Source organism: Brevundimonas sp. BAL450 (assembly GCF_015767455.1).
Taxonomy (GTDB): Bacteria; Pseudomonadota; Alphaproteobacteria; order Caulobacterales; family Caulobacteraceae; genus Brevundimonas; species Brevundimonas abyssalis.
In genome coordinates this window covers 102274-123467 of the sequence record NZ_JADWOW010000055.1, presented here as the reverse complement: position 1 = coordinate 123467, position 21194 = coordinate 102274, and the positions used below count along the sequence as shown (strand labels likewise).

Below are 21194 nucleotides of genomic sequence, written 5' to 3'. Positions count from 1 at the left end.
TCCACCTTGACTTTCCGGGGCGATGATGCGCCCTTCCGCGCCTTCCTTTTCCGCTGATTTCCGGCCCCGGACACCACCATGCACGCCTATCGCTCCCACACCTGCGGCGCCCTTCGCGCGACTGACGCGGGTTCCACCGTCCGCCTGTCCGGCTGGGTGCACAGAAAGCGCGACCACGGCGGCCTGCTGTTCATCGATCTGCGCGACCACTACGGCCTGACGCAGCTGGTGCTGCACCCGGCCACGCCGGGCTTCGAGGCGGTCGAACGCCTGCGCGCCGAGAGCGTGATCTGCGTCGACGGGGATGTGGTGAACCGCACGGGCGAGACGGTGAACGCCAACCTGCCCACCGGGGAGATCGAGGTGCAGGTCAAGGCGGTGCAGGTGCTGTCCGAGGCCGCGGAACTGCCGCTGCCGGTGTTTGGAGAGCCGGAGTACCCCGAGGAAATCCGGCTGAAGCACCGCTATCTGGACCTGCGCCGCGAGACCCTTCACCGCAACATCGTGCTGCGCTCGAACGTGATCCACTCGATCCGTCACCGCATGGTGGCGCAGGGCTTCCTGGAGTTCCAGACGCCGATCCTGACGGCCTCGTCGCCCGAGGGCGCGCGGGACTTCCTGGTGCCCAGCCGGCTGCATCCGTCGAAATTCTATGCGCTTCCGCAGGCGCCCCAGCAGTTCAAGCAGCTGCTGATGGTGTCGGGCTTCGATCGCTATTTCCAGATCGCGCCCTGTTTCCGGGACGAGGACCTGCGGGCCGACCGGTCGCTGGAATTCTACCAGCTCGACGTGGAGATGAGCTTCGTCACGCAAGAGGATGTTTTTGCAGCGATCGAGCCCGTCATGCATGGCGTGTTCGAGGAGTTTTCCAACGGCAAGGCGGTGGACCCCTATCCGTTCGTGCGCATCCCGTACCGCGAGTCCATCGCCAAATACGGCACGGACAAGCCGGACCTGCGCAATCCCATCGAGATGCAGGACGTGTCCGACCACTTCCGCGACGGCGGGTTCGGCCTGTTCAACAAGATCCTGGCGGCGGACGCGAAGAACGCGGTCTGGGCCATCCCGGCGCCGGGCGGCGGCTCGCGCGCCTTCTGCGACCGCATGAACTCGTGGGCCCAGGGCGAGGGCCAGCCGGGTCTGGGCTATGTGTTCTGGTCCGAGGACCAGGGCGCCTGGGGCGGTCCCATCGCCAAGAACCTGGGCGCCGAGGCGACCGACGCCCTGATGAAGGCGCTGAACCTGGGGCAGGGGGACGCGGTGTTCTTCGCCGCCGGCGACCCGGCCGCGTTCCACAAGTTCGCGGGCAATGCGCGGATCAAGCTGGGTCTGGACCTGAATCTGGTGAAGGACGACGCCTTCCGCTTCTGCTGGATCGTGGACTTCCCCATGTTCGAGTGGTCCGAGGAGGAGAAGAAGGTCGACTTCAGCCACAACCCCTTCTCCATGCCGCAAGGCGAGCTGGAGGCGCTGGAGAGCAAGGATCCGCTGGATATCCTGGCCTATCAGTACGACATCGTCTGCAACGGCTATGAGCTGTGCTCGGGCGCCATCCGGAACCACAAGCCGGAGATCATGCTCAAGGCCTTCGAGATCGCGGGCTATGGGCCCGAGGTGGTCGAGGCGGAGTTCGGCGGCATGCTGAACGCCTTCCGCTACGGCGCGCCGCCGCACGGGGGTCTGGCGCCGGGCATCGACCGCATCGTCATGCTGCTGGCGGGCGAACAGGCTATCCGCGAGGTCATCGCCTTCCCGCTGAACCAGCAGGGACAGGATCTGCTGATGAATGCGCCGTCCGAGGTGGAGGAGCGTCAGCTCAAGGAGCTGCACATCCGCCTGGCGCCGCCGATCAAGGTCTGAGGCTTATTCGCCGCCGAAGCCGATGATGTGGCGCGGCGCCGGGGCCACCGGCGGGCGTGGCGGCACGGGCACGCGGACATAACGCCGGGCGCCCGAGCAGCCGCCGGCGTTGCTCAATCGCGCGGGCAGGCGGGTCGAGGAGTCGGCACAGGCGTTGTTCACCTGCTCCTGGGTCAGGTTGCGGACGCGGGACAGGTCGGAGCCCCGGATATCGGCGCGGGACAGGTCGGCGCCGGAAAAGTCCGCTCCGGCAAAATCGCCGTCGCCCAGTTGGGCGGCGCTGAGGTCGGCGTCCCGGAAGCCGGCGTTGCGGAAATCGCCGCCGCGGAAATTGGCGGCGGTCAGCTGGGTGTTGCTGAAATCGGCGCGCGCAGCCTCGGCGTGGCTGAAGTCGGCGCCGAACAGCTCGCTGCCGCGCAGCCGCGCCCCGGCCAGTTCCGCGCCGCGGAAGTTCACGCCCACAAGCTCGCCGTCCGTCAGGGTGGCGTTGTTCAGGCTGGCGCCTGTGAACAGGGCGCCCTGGGCGGTGGCGCCGCTGAGATTGGCGTTGTCGAAGGCCGCGCCGGTGAAGTTGGCGCCGACGATGGTGACGCCGCGCAGGTCGGCGCGGGTGAAGTCCGCGCCGCTGAAATTGGAGCCCACCAGCTGGGCGCCGCGCAGATTGGCCCCCACCAGGGCCGAGCCCGAGAAATTCGCGCCGGTGAAGCTGGCGCCGCCCAGGTCGCGGCCGGACAACTCGCAGCCCCGGCAGGCTCCGCCCAGCGAGACCAGGCGAGCCACGTCGCGATCCTGCAAGCTCATCTCGGCCGCCGCGCCGGTGGCGGCGAGGCCGACGACCGCGCCGGAAACGGCGGCGGCGAAACGACGGAATGTGTGGGCGGCGGGTTTCATCACGCCTAATCCATGCCGCTTAAGTGCATGAGGAACCACTTAAATCGCCGTAACCTCGGCGCCCTGCACGCGTCCTCAGCAAGGCGGAATATGAAGACCGGCAGGCAGGGTGGTCGTGGCGTCGCCGCAGGCGCGGTCCAGCTGGCGCTGGCTCAGGCCGCGCGCGCCGGTCAGGTCGGCGCCCGACAGGTTCGCTCCGGTCAGGGTCGCGCCCGCGAAGTTCGCGCCGCGCAGCCAGGTCCCGACAAGGCTGGCGTTGGTCAGATCCGCGCCCGCGAAGCTGGCCGAGGAGAACACCCCGCCGTAGGCCTCCACGTCGCGAAGGTCCGCATTGGAGAATCGGGCGCGGTTCAGAACGGTCAGGCTGAGGTCGGCCTGGCGCAGGCGGGCGCGGCTGAAATCCAGTCCGGATCGCTCCAGCCCGTTGAAGTCCGCCTGGAACAGATTGCATCCCGGGCAGCTGGAGCCGGACACCGCGCGGGCGACCTGGCCGGCGTTCTGGGCCATGGCCGGGGCGGCGAGGGAGAGGACGGCCAGGGCGGCCAGGGCGATTCTCATGACGGGACTCCGCGCGGAAAGCGATGCCGATCATGCAGGATAAGGGCCTAACGCGGAGTTTCAGCCGTTCATCTGGGGCGCGGCGCCGCAGGAATCGCATTCGAAGCCCGCGCCCTTCCTTTGCAGGGCGAAATCGCCGCAGGCCGGGCAGGCGGCGGCCATGGGCTGGGCCGGTGCGGTGGGCGGGGCCTCGGCGTCCCGCTTCTGGCCGAACGGCAGGACCACCAGATTGTCCGGCGCGGCGCCGCGGGCGAAGCCCTTGGAGATGAAGCGGGCGGCGGGCACGGCCTCGGCGTCGCCGCCGTCACCCCCGCCCAGCCCGTCCGCGTTCAGGGCGTCGGGATCGGCGTTGGCCAGCTCGGAACGGTCCAGATAGCTGACCGCCAGCTCGCGGAAGATGTAGTCCAGGATCGAGGTGGCCGACTTGATGGAGTCGTTGCCGGTCACGCGGCCCGCGGGCTCGAAGCGGGTGAAGACGAAGGCGTCCACGAACTCGTCCAGCGGCACGCCGTATTGCAGGCCGATGGAGATGGCGATGGCGAAATTGTTCATCAGGCTGCGGAAGGCGGCGCCTTCCTTGTGCATGTCGATGAAGATCTCGCCCAGTTCGCCGTCGTCGTATTCGCCGGTGTGGATGTAGACCTTGTGGCCGCCCACGGCCGCCTTCTGGATATAGCCCTTGCGGCGGTCGGGCAGCTTGCGGCGGGTGCGGTCCCGCTCCACCACCTTCTCCACCACGCGTTCGGACACGAGGCGCTCTGCGGTGTCAGACGAGGACTGCGCGCGACCGGACGCTTCGATCGGCGGCAGATCCAGCAGGTTTCCAAGCGGGGCCGGGTCCGCCACGAGCCGGATGGCGCGCGCGCCGGCCAGGGCCCGGCGGGACACGGCGCGCATGGCCTGTTCGCCGGCCGCGTCCCAGTCCAGACGCTCGGGCGTGAGGTCCGGCAGGTCGCTGAACGGCGCCACGGCGGCGGCCACGCTCGTCGGATCGACGCCGAGAACCGCGCGCAGCCCGGGCGACGCCGCGTCCCAATCGGTCAGATCCGTATGGCCGAAGGCGTGGGCGGCGGCCCGGGCCCGGTCCTCGTCGCTGACGCCCAGGTGGGCGAGCAGATCGAAACCGGGGTTCGCCCGGTCGTCGGCGGTGACGCCCAGGACGTCGTGCAGGAAGCCGGCGTCCAGCACCGGGAGGAAGGCGTGCTCCAGCCGCTGCACCGTCGCCAGGGCCGTTTCGATGGCCTGAAGCTCAACGTCGGTGAAGCCGAGCGCCCTCAGGGCCCCGTGGTCCAGCCCCGGCGCCTCGACCAGGGTGCGACGGCCCAGCAGGTGACGCTCCGCGGCCTCCACGTCGCCGCCCAGCGCCGCAATGGCCGTAACCGCATGGGGCGACAGCGCGGGGGCGGTCTCGCCCTCCGCGGTCTCGATCAGGATGCGGTGGGGGGCCGCGCCGTCCAGGGACGCGCCCAGACGCAGCGCCAGTTCGGCGTCGTCGGAGAACAGGCCGATGAGCGCGTGGCGCAGACCATGCTTGCGGGCGGTCTTGAGGGCGTGACCGTACAGCGTGGCGGCCTGTTCGCCTTCGACGCCCAGCGCGGCGGCGGCTTCTGCGCGGGCCGTGGTGACGGCGAGCGTCTCCTCGGCGTGATCGGGCCAGTCGGGGCAGGCCCGGATGCGGGCCGCCATGTCCGCCGAGGCGGCCGTGGCCGTGGCGTGGATCAGGGCCGCGCGCCCGGCGATCCAGGTCTGGCCGGTTTCGCTGCTCGTCCCGAGGCCCTGCGCCATGACGGCCTCGCCGACACCCGCCAGGGCCAGGGTGATCTGACGGACGCCGAAGCGCCAGGCCGCATCGCCGGCCGTACGGGAGAAACCGCAGGCGGCCTCGATCTCAAGGGCCGTGGTCATGAGGCGCGTCAGGGCCTCCAGACTCTCGGGATCGTCGGCGGCCGCAAGATTGATCGCGGCCGTGGGGGCGGCCACGGCGCCGTCGAGCGCGGCGGCGTCGCGGGGGGCGAAGGCCAGGGTGACGCGGCCCGTGGCCAGGGCGGCGTCCACCGCCGGGCGTGTCTCGGGCGCGCCGGACGCGGCGAGGGCGCGGTCGGACAGGGCGACCACCGGACGCGGCGCGGGCGTCTCGATGAGGCCGATCTCCGGCAGGCGTCCGCGGGCCGCCAGAAGGATGTCGGAGTCCCGTGCGCCGGCCGCGCGGGCGGCGTGGGCGGCCCGGGCGAGGGCGGGATTGCGCCGGGGGTCGGCGCAGTCCGCGTCGGGGCCTTCGCAGCGGTCCACCGCGTCGGCCACCGCGTCCAGCTTTTGTCGCAGGGCGTCCATCGCATCCTGGCTGAGCCGCCGGGCCTGGGCCTCGCGGGCATGGCGGGCCAGTCGTGCGGCGGCGGCGGGATCGGCCAGATCGATGACGTCGCGGTCCGGGGTCTCAAGACCCTCATCGTCGGCGACCGGATGGATGCGGTGACCCCCGGCGGCGGCGGCGGCCGGGGCGGCGAGCCCCAGCAGCACGGCGCCGATCAGCTCCTCGGCGAAGGCGCGCGCGACGCCGACGCTCTCGAACAGACCCAGGGCATGCCCCCAGGCGGCCAGGCGGACGGCCCAGCGCCCGGGCCCGCCGTCCAGCAGTTCGGGGTGCAGAGGCGCGGTGAGGGCTTCGGGGGCGAGGTTGGGCAGATCGCCCGGCAGATCCCCGGCCCAGTCCAGCCAGGCTTCGATGCGGGCGGAGGGCCAGCCGGCGGGGGCGAGGACGGTCTGGATGCGGTCCGGCCGCTCCACGGCGCGCGGCTCCAGGGCCACGGCGGCGGCGGAATCGGTGAACCGGGATGAAAAGCGCATCGATGTCTCCGCGGTCATGGCGCGAGACTAGGGCCATGGCGGCGGGCGAGACAATAAATGTGGTTACTCGCGGCCGCTTACCCACAAGATATTGCGAATAATGGCGACAATCGGAATGCTGGACGCGGGGCGGCGCGGTTTCTATATTCGCGGCCGTTCAAGGGGCGCGTCGCCGCCCTGATTCCCATCACGAAAGCGTCCCAAGTGCTGAACCTGCTGGCCAAGATCTTCACCTGGTGGAACGGGGCCACCATCGGCACCCTGTTCACCATCGCCAAGCGCGGCGAACTGGTCGGCACGGACGAGTTCGGCAACCGCTATTACCAGTCGCGGGACACCACCAGCTATGACGGCCGCAAGCGCCGCTGGGTGATCTACGACGGCTACGCCGAGGCGACCAAGGTGGCGCCCGACTGGCACGGCTGGCTGCGCTACACCTTCGACGAGCCGCCGTCAGAGGACGGCATGGCGCGCCGCTCCTGGGAGCGGCCGCACCTTCCCAACCTGACCGGCACGCCCATGGCCTGGCGTCCCAAGGGCTCGCTGGCCGCCGAGGGCCGCCGTCCAGCCGCCACCGGCGACTATCAGGCCTGGACGCCCGAGGGATGACCCGCCGCGGCAGACTGCTGGCGGGCGTGGTGGCCATCGGACTGGCCGCCGCCGGGATCGGCGTGGCCCAGACCGAGCAGCAGCCGCAGGACGCCCAGCCTGTGCCTCAGGGCGAGCCCCAGCCCCAGCAGCCGGTGTCCGCGGATCCCGTCGCCGACATCCTGATCCGGCAACAGCAGGAGCAGGACGCCGCCCGTCGCGCCACCGAGGCCCTGAACCGCGCCCCGCCCGGCGCGCTGATGCAGGCCCAGCCCCGTCCCGCCGAACCGGTCGAACGGGCCGAAGCGGAAGAGGTCGAGGAAGACGAAACGGAAGACACGGAGCTGGCCGAGGCCGACACGGACGATGTTCCGGAGACGCTGGAGGAGCCCGAGGAGGCGCCCGCCCGCGAGCGTCGACCGGTGGCCATCATCCAGGCCCTGGACAAGACCACGGCAGAGACCATGCGCTTTGAAGTGCAGGTGGGCGGTCCGCCGGTTCGCTTCCGCAACAGCCTGATCTTCACGGCGCGGGCCTGCGAGGTGAACGCCGCCGACGATCCGCAGGAAGAGGCCGCGGCCTATCTGGAGATCCGCTCCCAGCCCAGCGGCACCAACCAGCCGACGCAGGCGCGTCAGGTGTTCCGGGGCTGGATGTTCGCCTCGGCCCCGGCGGTCAATCCGCTGGAGCACCCGAACTATGACGCCTGGGTCGTGGGCTGCCGGGCGTAGTCGACGGCCTGGGCGCCCGTCATCGGAGCCATGAAGGCGGGGAGATCGGGCGTGACGTCCAGAATCTCCTTGAGGGTGCGCAGATAGGCCGCCTGGGGCGTCTCCACAAAACCGAACTGCGACAGGTGCCCGGTCATGAACTGTGCGTCCAGCAGCCGCCAGCCGCCCTTGTTCATCCGCGCCACCAGATGGACCAGGGCGACCTTTGAGGCGTCGGTCGCCCGGCTGAACATGCTTTCGCCGAAGAAGGCCCCGCCCAGGGTCACGCCGTAGAGGCCGCCCACGAGCGCGCCATTGAGGCGACATTCGACGCTGTGGGCCGCGCCGCGGGCGTGCAGGGCCAGGTAGAGCTCGCGGATGGCGGCGTTGATCCAAGTGTCCTCACGGCCCGGCGCCGGCTCGGCGCAGGCGTCCAGAACCGCCTCGAAATCGGTGCTGACGCTGACGGCGAAGCGGTCCTGCCGCACCGTGCGGGCCAGCCGGGACGACAGACGGAAACGGTCCAACGGCAGGACGGCCCGCATGGCCGGCTCGACCAGATAGATTTCGGGGTCGTCGCGGCTGTCCGCCATGGGGAAGACGCCGGCGGCGTAGGCGGCCAGAAGCTCATCCGGCCCGAAGCGGGTGATGAAGTCCTTCATAGTGACTCCGCCCTCGCGAATGTGCCGACCGAGCTTCGCATGACGGCGATTGACGAAACCTGGGGGTCGACCTCTATTGCCGGGGGACTGTCGCAGGGGGGAGCGGTCTTGAAGCAATCGACTTTGGGCGAGCGGATAGCCCATGAACTCAGCACACTGGGCCTTGACACCAGCAAGTCATTTGAAGCGGCCCAACTGGTTGTCCAGACCGGATTCTCACTGCTGGGCGGTCTTGTGGTGGCCATTCTGGCGTATTGGCTCATACACTCAAACCAGATCAGGGCTGCGCGAGACGGGCGAAAGATCGAGCGCGCCCGTCTGCTGTACGATCTTGATCGGGAATATTTCAACCTGATGGCGACGCGCTGTCTGGTGAGAGCGCCCGGACGACCGCGCGCCGTTTACAGGGCTGATGAACTCTGGAACCTGGAATACGCCCTGACCAAGGATGTCATCTGGTTTGAAAAGATGCAGGTGCGCAAGAACATCCGAATCTACCATTCCATCAATCACTCCCGATATGTCCGCATCCATCGTGACTGGCTGATCGACACGCTGATCCTGCATCATGTCGCGGCCTGGGGGCGACGTATCGGCAACGGGGTGGAGGCGGGCATCCTGGATCGCCGCGACGTGGCCGGCATGTGGCGCAACATTCTGCCCTGGGCGCGGGACAACCGTTTTTCCTTCATGAAGGACATGTTCGGATCCAGCGCGCTCGACAGGCTTATTCGGGACGATCAGGAGCATGGACGGGAGGCCCGGGAGACACCGATGGCTTATGTCCGTGCAAAATGGCCGCTGAGAGGACTCCGTCTGGTCTTCCATCGTCTGGGCTTCGGATTCAGGTGGTGCCGCGACAGGATGGTGAGTTTTGTGGATTCTCGCCGCACGCTTCGTCGGACGCCCCCGGATCACTGGCCTGCCGATATCCTGCCGCTGTACGCGATCATTTACACCGTGGTCGCGCAGAGCATCATTCATGGGCAGTTGGACGCCCTGGATTACGCCTGTCTGATCGACCCTGACCCGACGGTTCAGGCGCGACTGGATGCCGAGATCAGGAACACGCTTTTGATGGCGTGACGCTCAGCCCTCGCCCTTCTGGCGTTTGGCCCAGTTCTCCAGCCAGTGGATGTCGTAGTCGCCGGACAGGATGTCAGGCTCGTTCAACAGCTTCTGGAACAGGGGAATCGTGGTGTCGATGCCGCCCACGACCATCTCGTTCAGGCTGCGCTTCAGGCGGGCGACGCACTCGGCGCGGTCCCGGCCGTGAACGATCAGCTTGCCGATCAGGCTGTCGTAATAGGGCGGGATCGTATAGCCGGCGTAGAGGGCGCTATCCAGCCGCACGCCCAGACCGCCCGGGGCGTGGAAATCATTCACCAGACCCGGCGAGGGGGTGAAGGTCTCGGAATTCTCGGCGTTGATCCGGACCTCGATGGCATGGCCGTCGAAGGTGACCTGATCCTGGGTGAAGCTGAGCGGCAAGCCGGCGGCGATGCGGATCTGCTCGCGCACCAGATCGACGCCGGTGATCATTTCCGTAACCGGATGCTCGACTTGCAGGCGGGTGTTCATCTCGATGAAGAAGAACTCGCCGTCCTCCCACAGGAACTCGATGGTGCCGACGCCCAGATAGCCGATCTTGCCGATGGCCTTGTTGACCGTCTCGCCGATGGCGGCGCGCTCCTTCGCCGTCAGGGCCGGGGAGGGGGCTTCCTCCAGCACCTTCTGGTGGCGGCGTTGCAGCGAACAGTCGCGCTCGCCCAGGTGCACGACGTTGCCGTGGCTGTCGGCGATGACCTGGATCTCGATGTGCCGGGGCTTCTGGAGGTAGCGCTCCATGTAGACCGCGCCGTTGCCGAAGGCGGCCAGGGCCTCGGACTGGGCGGTCTGGACGGCCTCGACCAGATCGTCGGCGGTCAGGGCCACCTTCATGCCGCGTCCGCCGCCGCCCGCCGCCGCCTTGACGATCAGGGGGAAGCCGATGGCCTTTGACGCCTCGATGGCGGCCTCGATGGTCTCCACCTCGCCGTCGGAGCCGGGCACGCAGGGGATGCCGGCCTCCAGCACCGTCTGCTTGGCCGTGATCTTGTCGCCCATGACCCGGATATGCTCGGGCTTCGGCCCGATGAAGGTCATGCCGTGGGCCTCGACGATCTCGGCGAAGCGGGCGTTCTCCGACAGGAAGCCGTAGCCGGGGTGAATGGCCTGGGCCCCGGTGATCTCGGCCGCGGCGATGATCGAGGGGATGTTCAGATAGGACCTGGCCGCGGGGGCCGGGCCGATGCAGACGCTTTCGTCGGCCAGGCGCACCCACATGGCGCCCCGGTCAGCCTCGGAGTGCACCGCCACGGTGGAGATTCCCATCTCCTTGCAGGCGCGATGGATGCGCAGGGCGATCTCGCCCCGGTTCGCGATCAGGACCTTGGTGAACATGGCCTAGTCCTCGAGCAGGACGAGGGCTTCGCCGTATTCCACCGGCTGGGCGTCGCCCACCATGATGTCGACCACCACGCCGTCGCGGGGCGCGGCGATGGGGTTCATGGTCTTCATGGCTTCGACGATCAGCAGGGTCTGGCCCTTCTTGACCTTGTCGCCCGCCTGCACGAACGGCGGGGCCTCCGGCGACGGCTTCAGATAGGCGGTGCCGACCATGGGCGACTTCACCTCTTCGCCCTTGCGCGAGACGATGGTGGCCGGGTCCGACGGCATGGAGACGGGCGCGGGGGCCGGAGCCGGCGCGGCCTGGGCCGGGGCGGCGGCGTACTGCACCGGCGCGGCGGCGACGGTCAGCTCGCGGGCCACGCGGATCTTCAGATCGCCGCGCTCCACCTCGATCTCGGTCAGCTCGGTGTCGTTGAGGATGTCGGCCAGCTGGCGCACCAGCGCGGTGTCGATTTCGCCCGCCGGGTCGTTCGGCAATTTCTTGTCGGTCTTGCTGTCAGCCATGAGGTCGATGAGCCTTCGTGTGAGTCTTTATGAACGAGCCGAACCGCCGGCGCGTTCCTGCGCCAGCCGCAGGGCGGCCCTGACCGCCAGCTCGTAGCCGTGCGGGCCGAGGCCCGAAATGACGCCGGTCGCGGCCAGCGAAACATAGGAATGACGTCGGAACTCCTCCCGCGCCGCCGGATTGCTCAGATGGCACTCAATGACCGGAATGTCCAAGGTCTTGAGCGCATCCAGCAGGGCCACGGAGGTGTGGGTGAAGGCGGCCGGGTTGATGACCAGGGCCGAGGCCTTGCCGCGCGCCTCGTGAATCCAGTCCACCAGTTCGCCCTCGTGATTGGACTGGCGGAAGACGATCTCGGCGTCCGGCGCTGCGGCGCGGCACAGGGCCTCGATGTCGGAAAGGGTCTGGCGACCATAGATTTCCGGCTCGCGCTGCCCCAGCAGGTTGAGGTTGGGCCCGTTCAGCACATAGATGATGTCAGATCGGGCCATGGGCTCCGCCGCTCGCGATTCCGGGCGGCCTTTTAACTGAACGCGCGCGCGGGTCAAAGGCTCGCCGCAGAAGAGGTTGACCTAGCGTCATGCGTATCGAAGTCAACGGCGAACCCCGCGAGGTTGAGGCGGGCACGATTCTGGATCTGGTCGAGACCCTGGGCCTGGACCCGAAGAAGGTGGCGGTGGAGCGCAATCTGGAGATCGTGCCCCGGTCGCTGCACGCAGAGACGGCGCTGGCGAACGGCGACCGGATCGAGATCGTCCAGCTGGTCGGCGGCGGCTAGAGCCTGATCGGTTGAGGTGGAATCGCTTCGCGATTTCACCGATGCCGTGAATCAGGCTCTCGCTTTAAACTGGACCGAAATCTGAGCCCAGTTGGACTGCGTCCAACTGAACCGATTTCGGTCTGGGCGCTTCACGAAGACGCGGCGATGTCCGCCGCGATGGCCGCGCGCACGTCGCCCGCCACCGGGGCGGACTGGCCGAACTGCTGCAGCATGATGGTTCCGGCGGTGCGGCGCACGGGGTCCAGCCAGCCCTGGGTGCCCGCAGCCCCGCCCCAGCCGAACTCGCCGGGGGTGTCGCCGTCGGGCAGGCCGACTCCGCCGCCGAAGCCGAAACGGAAGGCGCCGTTCTCGGGGTTCACGCCTTCGGGCAGGATGTCGGAGCGGATGAGGCGTGCGGTCTCGGGCGTCATGACGCGGACCCGGCCCGCGCGTCCGTCATCAAGGATGGTGGTCAGGAAGGCCAGATAATCGCGGGTGGAGGACACCAGTCCTGCGCCGCCCGCGAACAGGGTGACCGGCTCGGCGTAGGCGGTTTCCGCCACCGGATCGACCACCTGGCGGCCGCCGTCGGCGTAGTTGTAGAGGGCCGCGAACCGGCGACGGTCGCCGGCGCCGCGCAGGCGCCAGACGGTGTCGTCCATGCCGATCGGGTTGAACAGACGGCGCTGCACGAAGTCGGGGAAGCTCATGCCGGAGGCCCGCTGGATCACCAGTCCCAGCACGTCCAGCGAGATGGAATAGAGGTATTCCGTGCCCGGCTCGTACATCAGGGGGATGTCAGCCAGGGCCCGGGCCATGGCGTCCAGATCGCGCACCTTCGGCCCGTCGATCTCGCGCGGCGACAGGTTGTAGCCGGTGACCGGGAAGATCCCCGCCCGGCTGTAGGCGTTGGCCACCGGCTGGTCGCCGAAGAAGTGATAGGTGAAACCCGCCGTGTGGGTCAGCAGGTGGCGGACCGTCATGGTGCGGGTGGCGGGCCGCGCGTCCAGTCCGCTGGTCCGGTCGGTCACGACGGTCAGATTGGCGAACTCGGGAATGAACTGCGCCACCGGTGTGTCCAGGGTCAGCACGCCGTCCTCGATCAGCAGGGCGGCGGCCGCCCCGGTGACGGGCTTGGTCATGGAATAGATGCGCCACAGGGTGTCTTCATCGGCCGCCGCCGCGCCGTCGAAGTCCAGCGATCCGGCCTCCAGGAACACGTCCTGTCCGTCGGGCATGCGCACACCGACGCTGATTCCCGGGACGTGGCCCGCCGCCACATGCCGGTCCATGGCCGCCTGGGTCGAGGGGAGCCGCTGCGCCGCCTCCGCTGGCGTGATGCCATTCGCGCAGCCCGCCAGCGCCAGACCCGCACCGGACAGCAACAGATGACGCCGGTTCAGATGGATGGTCATGGCGAGCCTCCCGTTATCGCTACCCTTGGACCTTCCCCCGGAAAACTGGCGATGTCGAGCGCATCGGGCTAGGACGACGGCCACAGGATTCCCAGGAGACACTCCATGTTCAATCTTTCGGGCAAGACGGCGCTGGTGACGGGCGCGACGGGCGGCATCGGCGGGGCGGTGGCCCGGGCGCTGCATGCCCAGGGCGCCAGCGTGGTGCTGTCCGGCACGCGCGAGTCGGTGCTGGCCGATCTGGCGGGCGAACTGGGCGAGCGGGCCTTCGCCGCCGCCGCCAACCTGTCGGACCCCGATTCGGTGGACGGCCTGGTGGCGCGGGCGGAAGAGGCCGCGGGCGCGCCGCTGGACATCCTCGTGGCCAACGCGGGCATCACCAAGGACGGCCTGCTGATGCGCATGAAGGACGAGGAGTGGGACGCCGTCATCAAGATCAATCTGGAAAGCTATTTCCGTCTGGCCCGCGCGGCCGTGAAGGGCATGATGAAGCGCCGCTCGGGCCGCATCATCGGCATGGCCTCCGTGGTCGGCGTCACCGGCAACCCCGGCCAGACCAACTATGCGGCGTCCAAGGCCGGCATGATCGGCTTTTCCAAGGCCCTGGCCCAGGAAGTGGGCTCGCGCGGGATCACGGTGAACTGCATCGCGCCGGGCTTCATCGCCAGCCCCATGACCGACGCCCTGAACGACCAGCAGCGCGACGCCATCCTGACCCGCATCCCGGCCGGCCGCCTCGGCACGGGCGACGAGATCGCGGCAGCGGCCGTCTATCTGGCCTCGGACGAAGGCGCCTATGTCACCGGCCAGACCCTGAACGTGAACGGCGGCATGGCGATGATCTGAGCCGGGACCGGTTCCCTCACATTCCTGTCATGACGGGCTGTTTCCTCCCGTTTCAGGCGTGCTAAACATCAATTCGCGCTACCAGCCACCGGTTCCGTGGGCTATGGGACTTGCGAAACCAGCGGCTTCGTGACAACGGAGCGCGACCAGAAAGACCGCCACTAAGGCGTATCTAGGAAGGCATTAGATTCATGTCCGATACTCTCGAACGCGTCCGCAAGATCGTCATCGACCACCTGGACGCCGATCCGGACAAGGTGACCGAAAAGGCCAGCTTCATCGACGACCTGGGCGCCGACTCGCTCGACAACGTCGAGCTGGTGATGGCCTTTGAAGAAGAATTCGACATTGAGATTCCCGATGACGCGGCCGAGCACATCCAGACGGTCGGCGACGCGGTGAAGTTCATCGACGAGAAGACCGCGGGCTGATTTCGGCTCACGATCAACGGTAATTCGGCGGCCGCCGGCCTGTTCCTTTGCGGGACCGACCGGCGGCCGTTACTGTTTAAGGCTTAGGTTCTTGAGGAGCTGACCATGCGCCGCGTCGTCATCACTGGCATCGGCCTCGTCACCCCCCTGGGTTGGGGCGTCGAACACAGCTGGCGAAACATCCTGGACGGCAAGTCCGGCGCCGGCCAGATCACGGTCTTCGACACCGAAGGCTACGGCTGCACCATCGCCTGCGAGGTGCCGTCCGTGGACGGACGGGGCGGCGGCGGGCCGGACACGCCCGGCAGCTTCGACCCCGATCAGATCATGTCGGCCAAGGACCGCAAGCGCGTCGACGACTTCATCCTGTTCGCCATCGCCGCCGCCGACGAGGCCCTGGCCGACGCGAACTGGAAGCCCGAATCGACCGAGGACCAGGAAGCCACCGGCGTCATGATCGGCTCCGGCATCGGCGGTCTCGGCCCCATCGCCGACACCGCCATCGTGCTGAAGGAGCAGGGTCCGCGCCGGGTCAGCCCGTTCTTCATCCCCTCGGCCCTGATCAATCTGGCGTCCGGCCAGGTGTCGATCCGTCACGGCCTCAAGGGCCCGAACCACTCTGTCGTCACCGCCTGCGCCACGGGCGCCCACGCCATCGGTGATGCGGCGCGCATGATCGCCCTGGGCGACGCGGACGTGATGGTGGCCGGCGGCGCGGAAAGCGCCATCGTGCCTGTGGGCATCGCCGGATTCCTGGCCTGCCGCGCCCTGACCACCAGCTTCAACGACGCGCCGGAAAAGGCCAGCCGTCCCTATGATCGGGACCACGACGGTTTCGTCATGGGCGAGGGCGCGGGCATTCTGGTGCTGGAGGAGTACGAGCACGCCAAGGCCCGCGGCGCCAAGATCTACGCCGAGGTGGCGGGCTACGGCATGAGCGGCGACGCCTATCACATCACAGCCCCGTCCGAGGACGGGGAGGGCGGCTACCGCGCCATGCAGATGGCGCTGAAGCAGGCCGGAATGCAGGCGTCGGACATCGACTACGTCAACACCCACGGCACTTCGACCATGGCCGACTGGATCGAGCTGAAGGCCATCGAGCGAGTGCTGGGCGACCATGCGAAGAACGTCTCCCTGTCCTCGACCAAGTCCATGATCGGCCACCTGCTCGGCGCCGCCGGGGCGGTGGAGGCGGCGTTCTGCGCCCTGGCCATCCGCGACCAGACCGCGCCGCCGACCATCAATCTGGATGATCCGGAACACGAGACGGCCATCGACATGGTCAGGGACAAGGGCAAGGCGCGGAAGATCGATGTGGCCGTGTCCAACAGCTTCGGCTTCGGCGGCACCAACGCCTGTCTGATCCTGAAGTCGGTGTCCTGAGATGGCCCTGTTCCGTCGGCGGGGGGAAACGCCGGAACAGAAGAAGGGCGGTCTGATCGCCGGCCTGATCGGCGCCACGGCCACGCTCAGCCTGGTGGCCATCGCCGGGCTGGTCTGGGTCTGGAGCGTCTACTGGGGGCCGGGTCCGCAGGCGGGGCAGGGCGAGACCACGACCGTGATCCTGCGCTCCGGCGCCGGGGTTTCGGAAATCGGCGCGGCCCTGCACGAGGCCGGGGTGATCCGGTCGCCCGACATGTTCCGCGCCGCCGCCAGCCTGAGCGGCGCCGACCGGCGGCTGCGCGCGGGCGAGTACGAGATCGAATCACGCCTGTCGCTGGCCGGGGTCATCGACAAGCTGGTGTCAGGCGAGGTGGTGCGCCACTTCGTGACCCTGCCTGAGGGCCGGTCGTCGACCCAAGCCTGGGACATCCTGAACGCCGAAGAGGTGCTGACCGGCGAGATCCCGATCCCGCCCGAGGGCTCGCTGCTGCCGGAAACCTATGAAGTCACGCGTGGGGAAACCCGCGCCGAGGTGGTGCGCCGCATGCAGCAGGCCCACGACGAACTGCTGGCCGAGCTCTGGGCCGGGCGCGCGCCGAACCTGCCCATCGACACGCCGGAAGAGGCCGTGATCCTCGCCTCCATCGTCGAGAAGGAGACCGGCCTGGCCGAGGAAAGGCCCCAGGTGGCGGCGGTGTTCATCAGCCGGCTGCGTCGCGGCATGCGGCTGGAGAGCGATCCCACCATCGTCTACGGCGTCAACGGCGGCCGTCCGCTGGGCCGCGGCATTCGCCGCTCCGAGTTGCAGCGCCAGACGCCCTACAACACCTATCTGATCGACGGTCTGCCGCCGACGCCCATCGCCAATCCGGGCCGCGAGGCCCTGGCCGCCGTGCTGAACCCGCCCGAGACCGAATATCTGTTCTTCGTCGCCGACGGCACGGGGGGCCACGCCTTCGCCCGCACCTATGACGAACACCTGCGAAACGTGGCCCGCTGGCGCGCCATCGAGGCCCGGCGGGCGGGGGAGCCGGCCGAGACGGCCCCGCCCGAGGCGGTGCTGGAGGATGCGCGCGAGGATGCGGCGGGGGACGGCGAACCCTGATGGCGCAACTGACCAGCATGACCGGCTTCGGCCGGGCCGAGGGCGCCCATCAGGGCTGGACCTGGGCGGTCGAGGCGCGGTCGGTCAACGGGCGCAATCTGGAGGTCCGCTTTCGCGGCCCGCCGGGCTTCGACGGGCTTGAGCGATCCACGCGCGAGGCGGCGCAGGCCCGCTTCCAGCGCGGCCAGATCACCCTGGGGGTCCAGGCCCGCCGCGCCGAGGGCGATCAGGCTCTGGTCCTGAACGAGGCGGTGCTGGAGCAATACACGGCCATGGCCGAACGTCTGGCCGGGCGCGGCTTCGCCCAGGCCTCGGCCGACGGCTTGCTGGCCCTGCGCGGGGTCATGGAGGCGCCGCAGGAGGACGCCGACGCCGAGACCCGCGCCGCCCTCGAAGCGGCCATGACCGTCAGCATCAACGATGCGCTGGACGCCCTGTCGGTCTCGCGCGCCGCCGAGGGCGAGCGGCTGGCCCCGGTCGTCATTGGCCTGATCGAACGCATCGAGGTGCTGGTCGGGCAAGCGGAAACCGACGCCGCGGCCCAGACGGAGGCCATCCGTGAGCGCTTCACCCGCCGCATGAACGAGCTGGCGCCCGACGCACCGGATCTGGCGGACCGCATCGTTCTGGAGGCCGCCGCCCTGGCCGCCCGCGCCGACGTGCGCGAGGAGCTGGACCGGCTGACCGCCCACATCGATTCGGCGCGCGCCCTGTCGAAGGGCGGGGCGGTGGGCCGCAAGCTGGACTTCCTGATGCAGGAGTTCATGCGCGAGGCGAACACCCTGTGCTCCAAGTCCGCCACCACGCGGCTGACCGCCGTGGGCCTTGACCTCAAGGCCGCCATCGAACAGTTGCGTGAGCAGGTCCAGAATGTCGAATAACCACACCCCGCGCCGCGGCGTCCTGCTCATCGTCGCCAGCCCTTCGGGGGCGGGCAAGACTTCGCTGTGCCGTCGCCTGATGGCCGACCACGGCGGGCTGGAGCTGTCCATCTCCATGACCACCCGGCCCATCCGCCCCGGCGAGGTGGACGGCCGCGACTACAATTTCGTCAGCCACGAGGAGTTCCAGCGGCTGGTGGATCAGGACGCGTTCCTGGAATGGGCCGACGTGCATGGCCAGCGTTACGGCTCGCCGCGCGGCCCCATCGACCGGGCCCTGGCCGAGGGCCGGGACGTGCTGTTCGACATCGACTGGCAGGGGGCGGCCCAGGTCGCCGAGAAATGCCCCGAAGACGCGGTGCGCGTCTTCATCCTCCCGCCCAGCCTCGAGGAGCTGCGACGTCGGCTGATCACCCGGTCGCAGGATGCGCCGGAGGTGATCGAGCGGCGCATCAAGAACGCCAAGGGCGAGATCGAGCACTGCGACGTCTTTGACTACGTCTTCGTCAACGACGATTTCGACCGCTCCTACGCCGAGCTGGCCCACATCTACCATGCCGAGCGCAGCCGCCGTTTCCGCAATCTCTGGGTCGCCGACTACAAGGCCGCCCTGCTGCGCGAAGTGGTGTGATACGTCCCTGACGGGCTGACCGTTGGCGGCCGTCCTGCGTCGTCCGGCGGGCGCGTGGGGGCATCACGGTTCTGTGGCCGGATTTCCGTCAAGCTTGAACCGCCCGCGTTTGACGCCACATACTCTTCCGAACACCGTCGGAATCGGCGGACGGTCCGAATGTCCGGGCCGTGGGTCCAAGATGATCGAGGGCCCTGAAAGCAGTGAGCATCATGTCCGAGTCCAAGATTCTCCCCGTCCTGCCGCTTCGCGACATCGTCGTTTTCCCGCACATGGTCGTGCCCCTGTTCGTGGGCCGCGAGAAATCCGTGCGCGCCCTCGACGAGATCATGAAGGGGGAAAAGCAGATACTGCTGGCCACCCAGAAGAACTCGGTGGACGACGATCCGGCGCCCGGCGCCATCTATCCCATCGGCGTGCTGGCCACGGTCCTGCAGCTGCTGAAGCTGCCCGACGGCACCGTGAAGGTGCTGGTCGAGGGCAAGTCGCGCGCGCGCCTGACGGCCTTCACCGAGCGGGAGGAGTTCTACGAGGCCAGCGCCGTCGAGATCGACGATGAGGACGGCGACGCCGAGGAGGCCGAGGCCCTGATCCGCGCCGTGGTCGAGCAGTTCGACAGCTATGTGAAGCTGAACAAGAAGATCCCGCCCGAGGCGCTCAGCTCCATTCCGCAGATCACCGACCCGTCCAAGCTGGCGGACTCGGTGGCCGCGCACCTGTCGGTCAAGATTTCCGACAAGCAGAGCCTGCTGGACACCATCAGCGTGCCGCGCCGCCTGGAAAAGGTCTACGGCCTGATGGAGGGCGAGATCAGCGTCCTGCAGGTGGAGAAGAAGATCCGCTCGCGCGTGAAGCGTCAGATGGAGAAGACCCAGCGCGAATATTATCTGAACGAGCAGATGAAGGCGATCCAGCGCGAGCTGGGCGAGACCGACGATCAGCGCGACGAAATCCTCGAGATCGAGACGCGCATCCGCAAGACCAAGCTGTCCAAGGAAGCGCGCGCCAAGGCCGAGGCCGAGGTCAAGAAGCTGCGCAACATGTCGCCCATGTCGGCGGAATCCACCGTGGTGCGGAACTATCTGGACTGGTTGCTGTCGATCCCGTGGGGCAAGGCGCGCACCAAGCCCATCGACCTGGCGAAGGCCGAGACCATTCTCGAGGAGGACCACTATGGTCTGGAGAAGGTCAAGGAGCGGATCATCGAGTATCTGGCCGTTCAGGCGCGCACCAACAGCCTGAAGGGGCCGATCCTGTGCCTGGTGGGCCCTCCCGGCGTCGGCAAGACGTCGCTGGCCGCCTCCATCGCCAAGGCGACGGGCCGTGAGTACGTGCGCATGTCGCTGGGCGGCGTGCGGGACGAGGCCGAGATCCGCGGCCACCGCCGCACCTACATCGGCTCCATGCCCGGCAAGATCATCCAGTCCATGAAGAAGGCCAAGACCACCAACGCCTTCGTGCTGCTGGACGAGATCGACAAGCTGGGCGCCGACTGGCGCGGGGACCCGTCCTCGGCCCTGCTGGAGGTGCTGGACCCGGCGCAGAATTCGACCTTCGGCGACCACTATCTGGAGGTGGACTACGACCTGTCGAACGTCATGTTCGTGACCACGGCCAACAGCCTCAACATGCCCCAGCCGCTGATGGACCGGATGGAGATCATCCGCGTCGCCGGCTACACCGAGGACGAGAAGGTCGAGATCGCCAAGCGGCACCTGCTGCCCAAGCTGGCCAAGGACCATGGCCTGAAGGAGGGCGAGTGGATCGTGCCGGACGAGACCATCCGCGACACTATCCGCTACTACACCCGCGAGGCCGGCGTGCGTTCGCTGGAGCGGGCCCTGGGCGGGCTGGCCCGCAAGGCCGTGCGCGAGATGGCGCGCGGTGATGTCCTGTCGATCACCGTGGATGACGCCAAGCTGGCCGAATACGCCGGTGTCCGTCGATACCGCCACGGCGAGACGGACGAGGAGGATCAGGTCGGCATCGTCACCGGTCTGGCCTGGACCGAGTTCGGCGGCGACATCCTGACCATCGAGGCCATCAAGATGCCGGGCCGCGGCCGCATGACCGTGACCGGCAACCTCAAGGAGGTGATGAAGGAGTCCATCTCGGCCGCCGCCAGCTATGTGCGCGCCCGGGCCCTGGCCTTCGGCGTCAAGCCGCCGGTGTTCGAGAAGACCGACATCCACGTGCACGTGCCCGACGGCGCGACGCCCAAGGACGGCCCCTCGGCGGGCGTGGCCATGACCGTGGCCATGGTCTCGGTGCTGACCGGCATCCCGATCCGCAAGGACATCGCCATGACCGGCGAGATCACGCTGAGGGGCCGGGTCACGGCCATCGGCGGCCTGAAGGAGAAGCTGCTGGCGGCCCTGCGTTCGGGCGTGAAGACGGTGCTGATCCCGCAGGAGAACGAGAAGGACCTCGCCGAGGTGCCGGACAACGTCAAGGCGGCGCTGGAGATCGTGCCGGTGTCCACCGCCGATGAGGCGCTGAAGTGGGCCCTGACGGGCAACCTGACGCCGGTGGAGTGGGACGAGGAGACGGAACCCCTTCCGCCTGCCCCGCCTGCGGGGACCGGCGCGGAGACCGTCATCAGCCACTGATCGGTGAGAAAATCCTGCGAAAAGGCCGAAAAACCCCCAATTTAAAGGGATTGCGGGCGGT

General features: G+C 68.4%; 20 protein-coding genes. 12 read left to right on the top strand and 8 right to left on the bottom strand.

Annotated features, from left to right (window positions below; all coding sequences use genetic code 11):
• The first annotated feature begins 78 nt into the window (after positions 1-78).
• Positions 79-1860, top strand: a complete 1782-nt coding sequence (gene aspS, locus IWC96_RS10980; protein ID WP_196838921.1) for an aspartate--tRNA ligase — start codon at positions 79-81, stop codon at positions 1858-1860.
• 3 nt (positions 1861-1863) lie between these two features.
• Here the strand turns inward: aspS and IWC96_RS10975 are convergent, their stop codons facing one another.
• From IWC96_RS10975 to IWC96_RS10965, 3 genes are all read right to left on the bottom strand, one after another.
• On the bottom strand, positions 1864-2751 hold the full coding sequence (locus IWC96_RS10975) for a pentapeptide repeat-containing protein (RefSeq protein WP_196838920.1): 888 nt from the start codon (positions 2749-2751) through the stop codon (positions 1864-1866).
• Positions 2752-2826: 75 nt separating this feature from the next.
• Positions 2827-3309, bottom strand: coding sequence for a pentapeptide repeat-containing protein (locus IWC96_RS10970; RefSeq protein ID WP_196838919.1), 483 nt, complete (start codon positions 3307-3309; stop codon positions 2827-2829).
• Between the two features lie 60 nt (positions 3310-3369).
• Positions 3370-6153 (bottom strand): TSCPD domain-containing protein, encoded by a 2784-nt coding sequence (locus IWC96_RS10965; RefSeq protein ID WP_196838918.1) that lies wholly within the window; start codon positions 6151-6153, stop codon positions 3370-3372.
• A gap of 213 nt (positions 6154-6366) precedes the next feature.
• Here IWC96_RS10965 and IWC96_RS10960 point away from each other — a divergent pair, with 213 nt between their 5' ends.
• Together IWC96_RS10960 and IWC96_RS10955 are read left to right on the top strand one after the other, a co-directional pair.
• Positions 6367-6762 carry an NADH:ubiquinone oxidoreductase subunit NDUFA12 gene (locus tag IWC96_RS10960; RefSeq protein WP_045319168.1) on the top strand — a complete coding sequence of 132 codons (396 nt, stop codon included), beginning with the start codon at positions 6367-6369 and terminating at the stop codon, positions 6760-6762.
• The gene (locus IWC96_RS10955; protein ID WP_021697848.1) at positions 6759-7472 is read left to right on the top strand and encodes a DUF2155 domain-containing protein; all 714 of its coding nucleotides are present in this window, start codon (positions 6759-6761) and stop codon (positions 7470-7472) included. Before IWC96_RS10960 ends, IWC96_RS10955 begins: the two co-directional genes overlap by 4 nt.
• Here the strand turns inward: IWC96_RS10955 and aat are convergent.
• Positions 7439-8113, bottom strand: a complete 675-nt coding sequence (aat, locus tag IWC96_RS10950) for a leucyl/phenylalanyl-tRNA--protein transferase (RefSeq protein ID WP_021697847.1) — start codon at positions 8111-8113, stop codon at positions 7439-7441. The two genes, IWC96_RS10955 and aat, sit on opposite strands and share 34 nt — an antisense overlap.
• Before the next feature lie 39 nt (positions 8114-8152).
• Between aat and IWC96_RS10945 the strand changes: the two genes are divergently transcribed.
• The gene (locus IWC96_RS10945; protein ID WP_148291502.1) at positions 8153-9199 is read left to right on the top strand and encodes a hypothetical protein; all 1047 of its coding nucleotides are present in this window, start codon (positions 8153-8155) and stop codon (positions 9197-9199) included.
• A 3-nt stretch (positions 9200-9202) separates the two neighbouring features.
• Here IWC96_RS10945 and accC read toward each other — a convergent pair whose 3' ends face one another.
• Genes accC through aroQ form a run of 3 tightly spaced genes read right to left on the bottom strand, consistent with a single transcriptional unit; the run spans position 9203 to position 11560 of the window.
• Positions 9203-10555 (bottom strand): acetyl-CoA carboxylase biotin carboxylase subunit, encoded by a 1353-nt coding sequence (gene accC, locus IWC96_RS10940; RefSeq protein ID WP_196838917.1) that lies wholly within the window; start codon positions 10553-10555, stop codon positions 9203-9205.
• Positions 10556-10558: 3 nt separating this feature from the next.
• The gene (gene accB / locus IWC96_RS10935) at positions 10559-11068 is read right to left on the bottom strand and encodes an acetyl-CoA carboxylase biotin carboxyl carrier protein (protein ID WP_021697844.1); all 510 of its coding nucleotides are present in this window, start codon (positions 11066-11068) and stop codon (positions 10559-10561) included.
• Positions 11069-11095: 27 nt separating this feature from the next.
• Positions 11096-11560, bottom strand: coding sequence for a type II 3-dehydroquinate dehydratase (gene aroQ / locus IWC96_RS10930; RefSeq protein ID WP_021697843.1), 465 nt, complete (start codon positions 11558-11560; stop codon positions 11096-11098).
• Between the two features lie 89 nt (positions 11561-11649).
• On the opposite strand from aroQ, the gene thiS reads away from it, so the two are divergent.
• A complete protein-coding gene (gene thiS / locus IWC96_RS10925; RefSeq protein ID WP_021697842.1) occupies positions 11650-11847 on the top strand; it encodes a sulfur carrier protein ThiS in 198 nt (65 codons plus the stop codon).
• 131 nt (positions 11848-11978) lie between these two features.
• On the opposite strand, the gene IWC96_RS10920 is transcribed toward thiS, so the two are convergent.
• Entirely contained in the window at positions 11979-13244 is a 1266-nt protein-coding gene (locus tag IWC96_RS10920; protein ID WP_196838916.1) for a serine hydrolase, read from the bottom strand.
• A 105-nt stretch (positions 13245-13349) separates the two neighbouring features.
• Here IWC96_RS10920 and fabG point away from each other — a divergent pair, with 105 nt between their 5' ends.
• The 7 genes from fabG (at position 13350) to lon (ending at position 21133) form a co-directional block, all read left to right on the top strand.
• Positions 13350-14090: a 3-oxoacyl-[acyl-carrier-protein] reductase gene (gene fabG / locus IWC96_RS10915; protein WP_021697839.1), complete on the top strand. Its 741-nt coding sequence runs from the start codon at positions 13350-13352 to the stop codon at positions 14088-14090.
• A gap of 191 nt (positions 14091-14281) precedes the next feature.
• On the top strand, positions 14282-14521 hold the full coding sequence (locus IWC96_RS10910; protein ID WP_021697838.1) for an acyl carrier protein: 240 nt from the start codon (positions 14282-14284) through the stop codon (positions 14519-14521).
• Positions 14522-14626: 105 nt separating this feature from the next.
• On the top strand, positions 14627-15907 hold the full coding sequence (gene fabF / locus IWC96_RS10905) for a beta-ketoacyl-ACP synthase II (protein WP_021697837.1): 1281 nt from the start codon (positions 14627-14629) through the stop codon (positions 15905-15907).
• 1 nt (position 15908) lies between these two features.
• On the top strand, positions 15909-17012 hold the full coding sequence (mltG, locus tag IWC96_RS10900; protein ID WP_021697836.1) for an endolytic transglycosylase MltG: 1104 nt from the start codon (positions 15909-15911) through the stop codon (positions 17010-17012).
• Positions 17012-17893 (top strand): YicC/YloC family endoribonuclease, encoded by an 882-nt coding sequence (locus tag IWC96_RS10895; protein ID WP_021697835.1) that lies wholly within the window; start codon positions 17012-17014, stop codon positions 17891-17893. Before mltG ends, IWC96_RS10895 begins: the two co-directional genes overlap by 1 nt.
• A complete protein-coding gene (gmk, locus tag IWC96_RS10890; RefSeq protein ID WP_021697834.1) occupies positions 17883-18524 on the top strand; it encodes a guanylate kinase in 642 nt (213 codons plus the stop codon). Before IWC96_RS10895 ends, gmk begins: the two co-directional genes overlap by 11 nt.
• A 212-nt stretch (positions 18525-18736) precedes the next feature.
• Positions 18737-21133, top strand: a complete 2397-nt coding sequence (lon, locus tag IWC96_RS10885) for an endopeptidase La (RefSeq protein WP_021697833.1) — start codon at positions 18737-18739, stop codon at positions 21131-21133.
• Positions 21134-21194 lie beyond the last annotated feature (61 nt).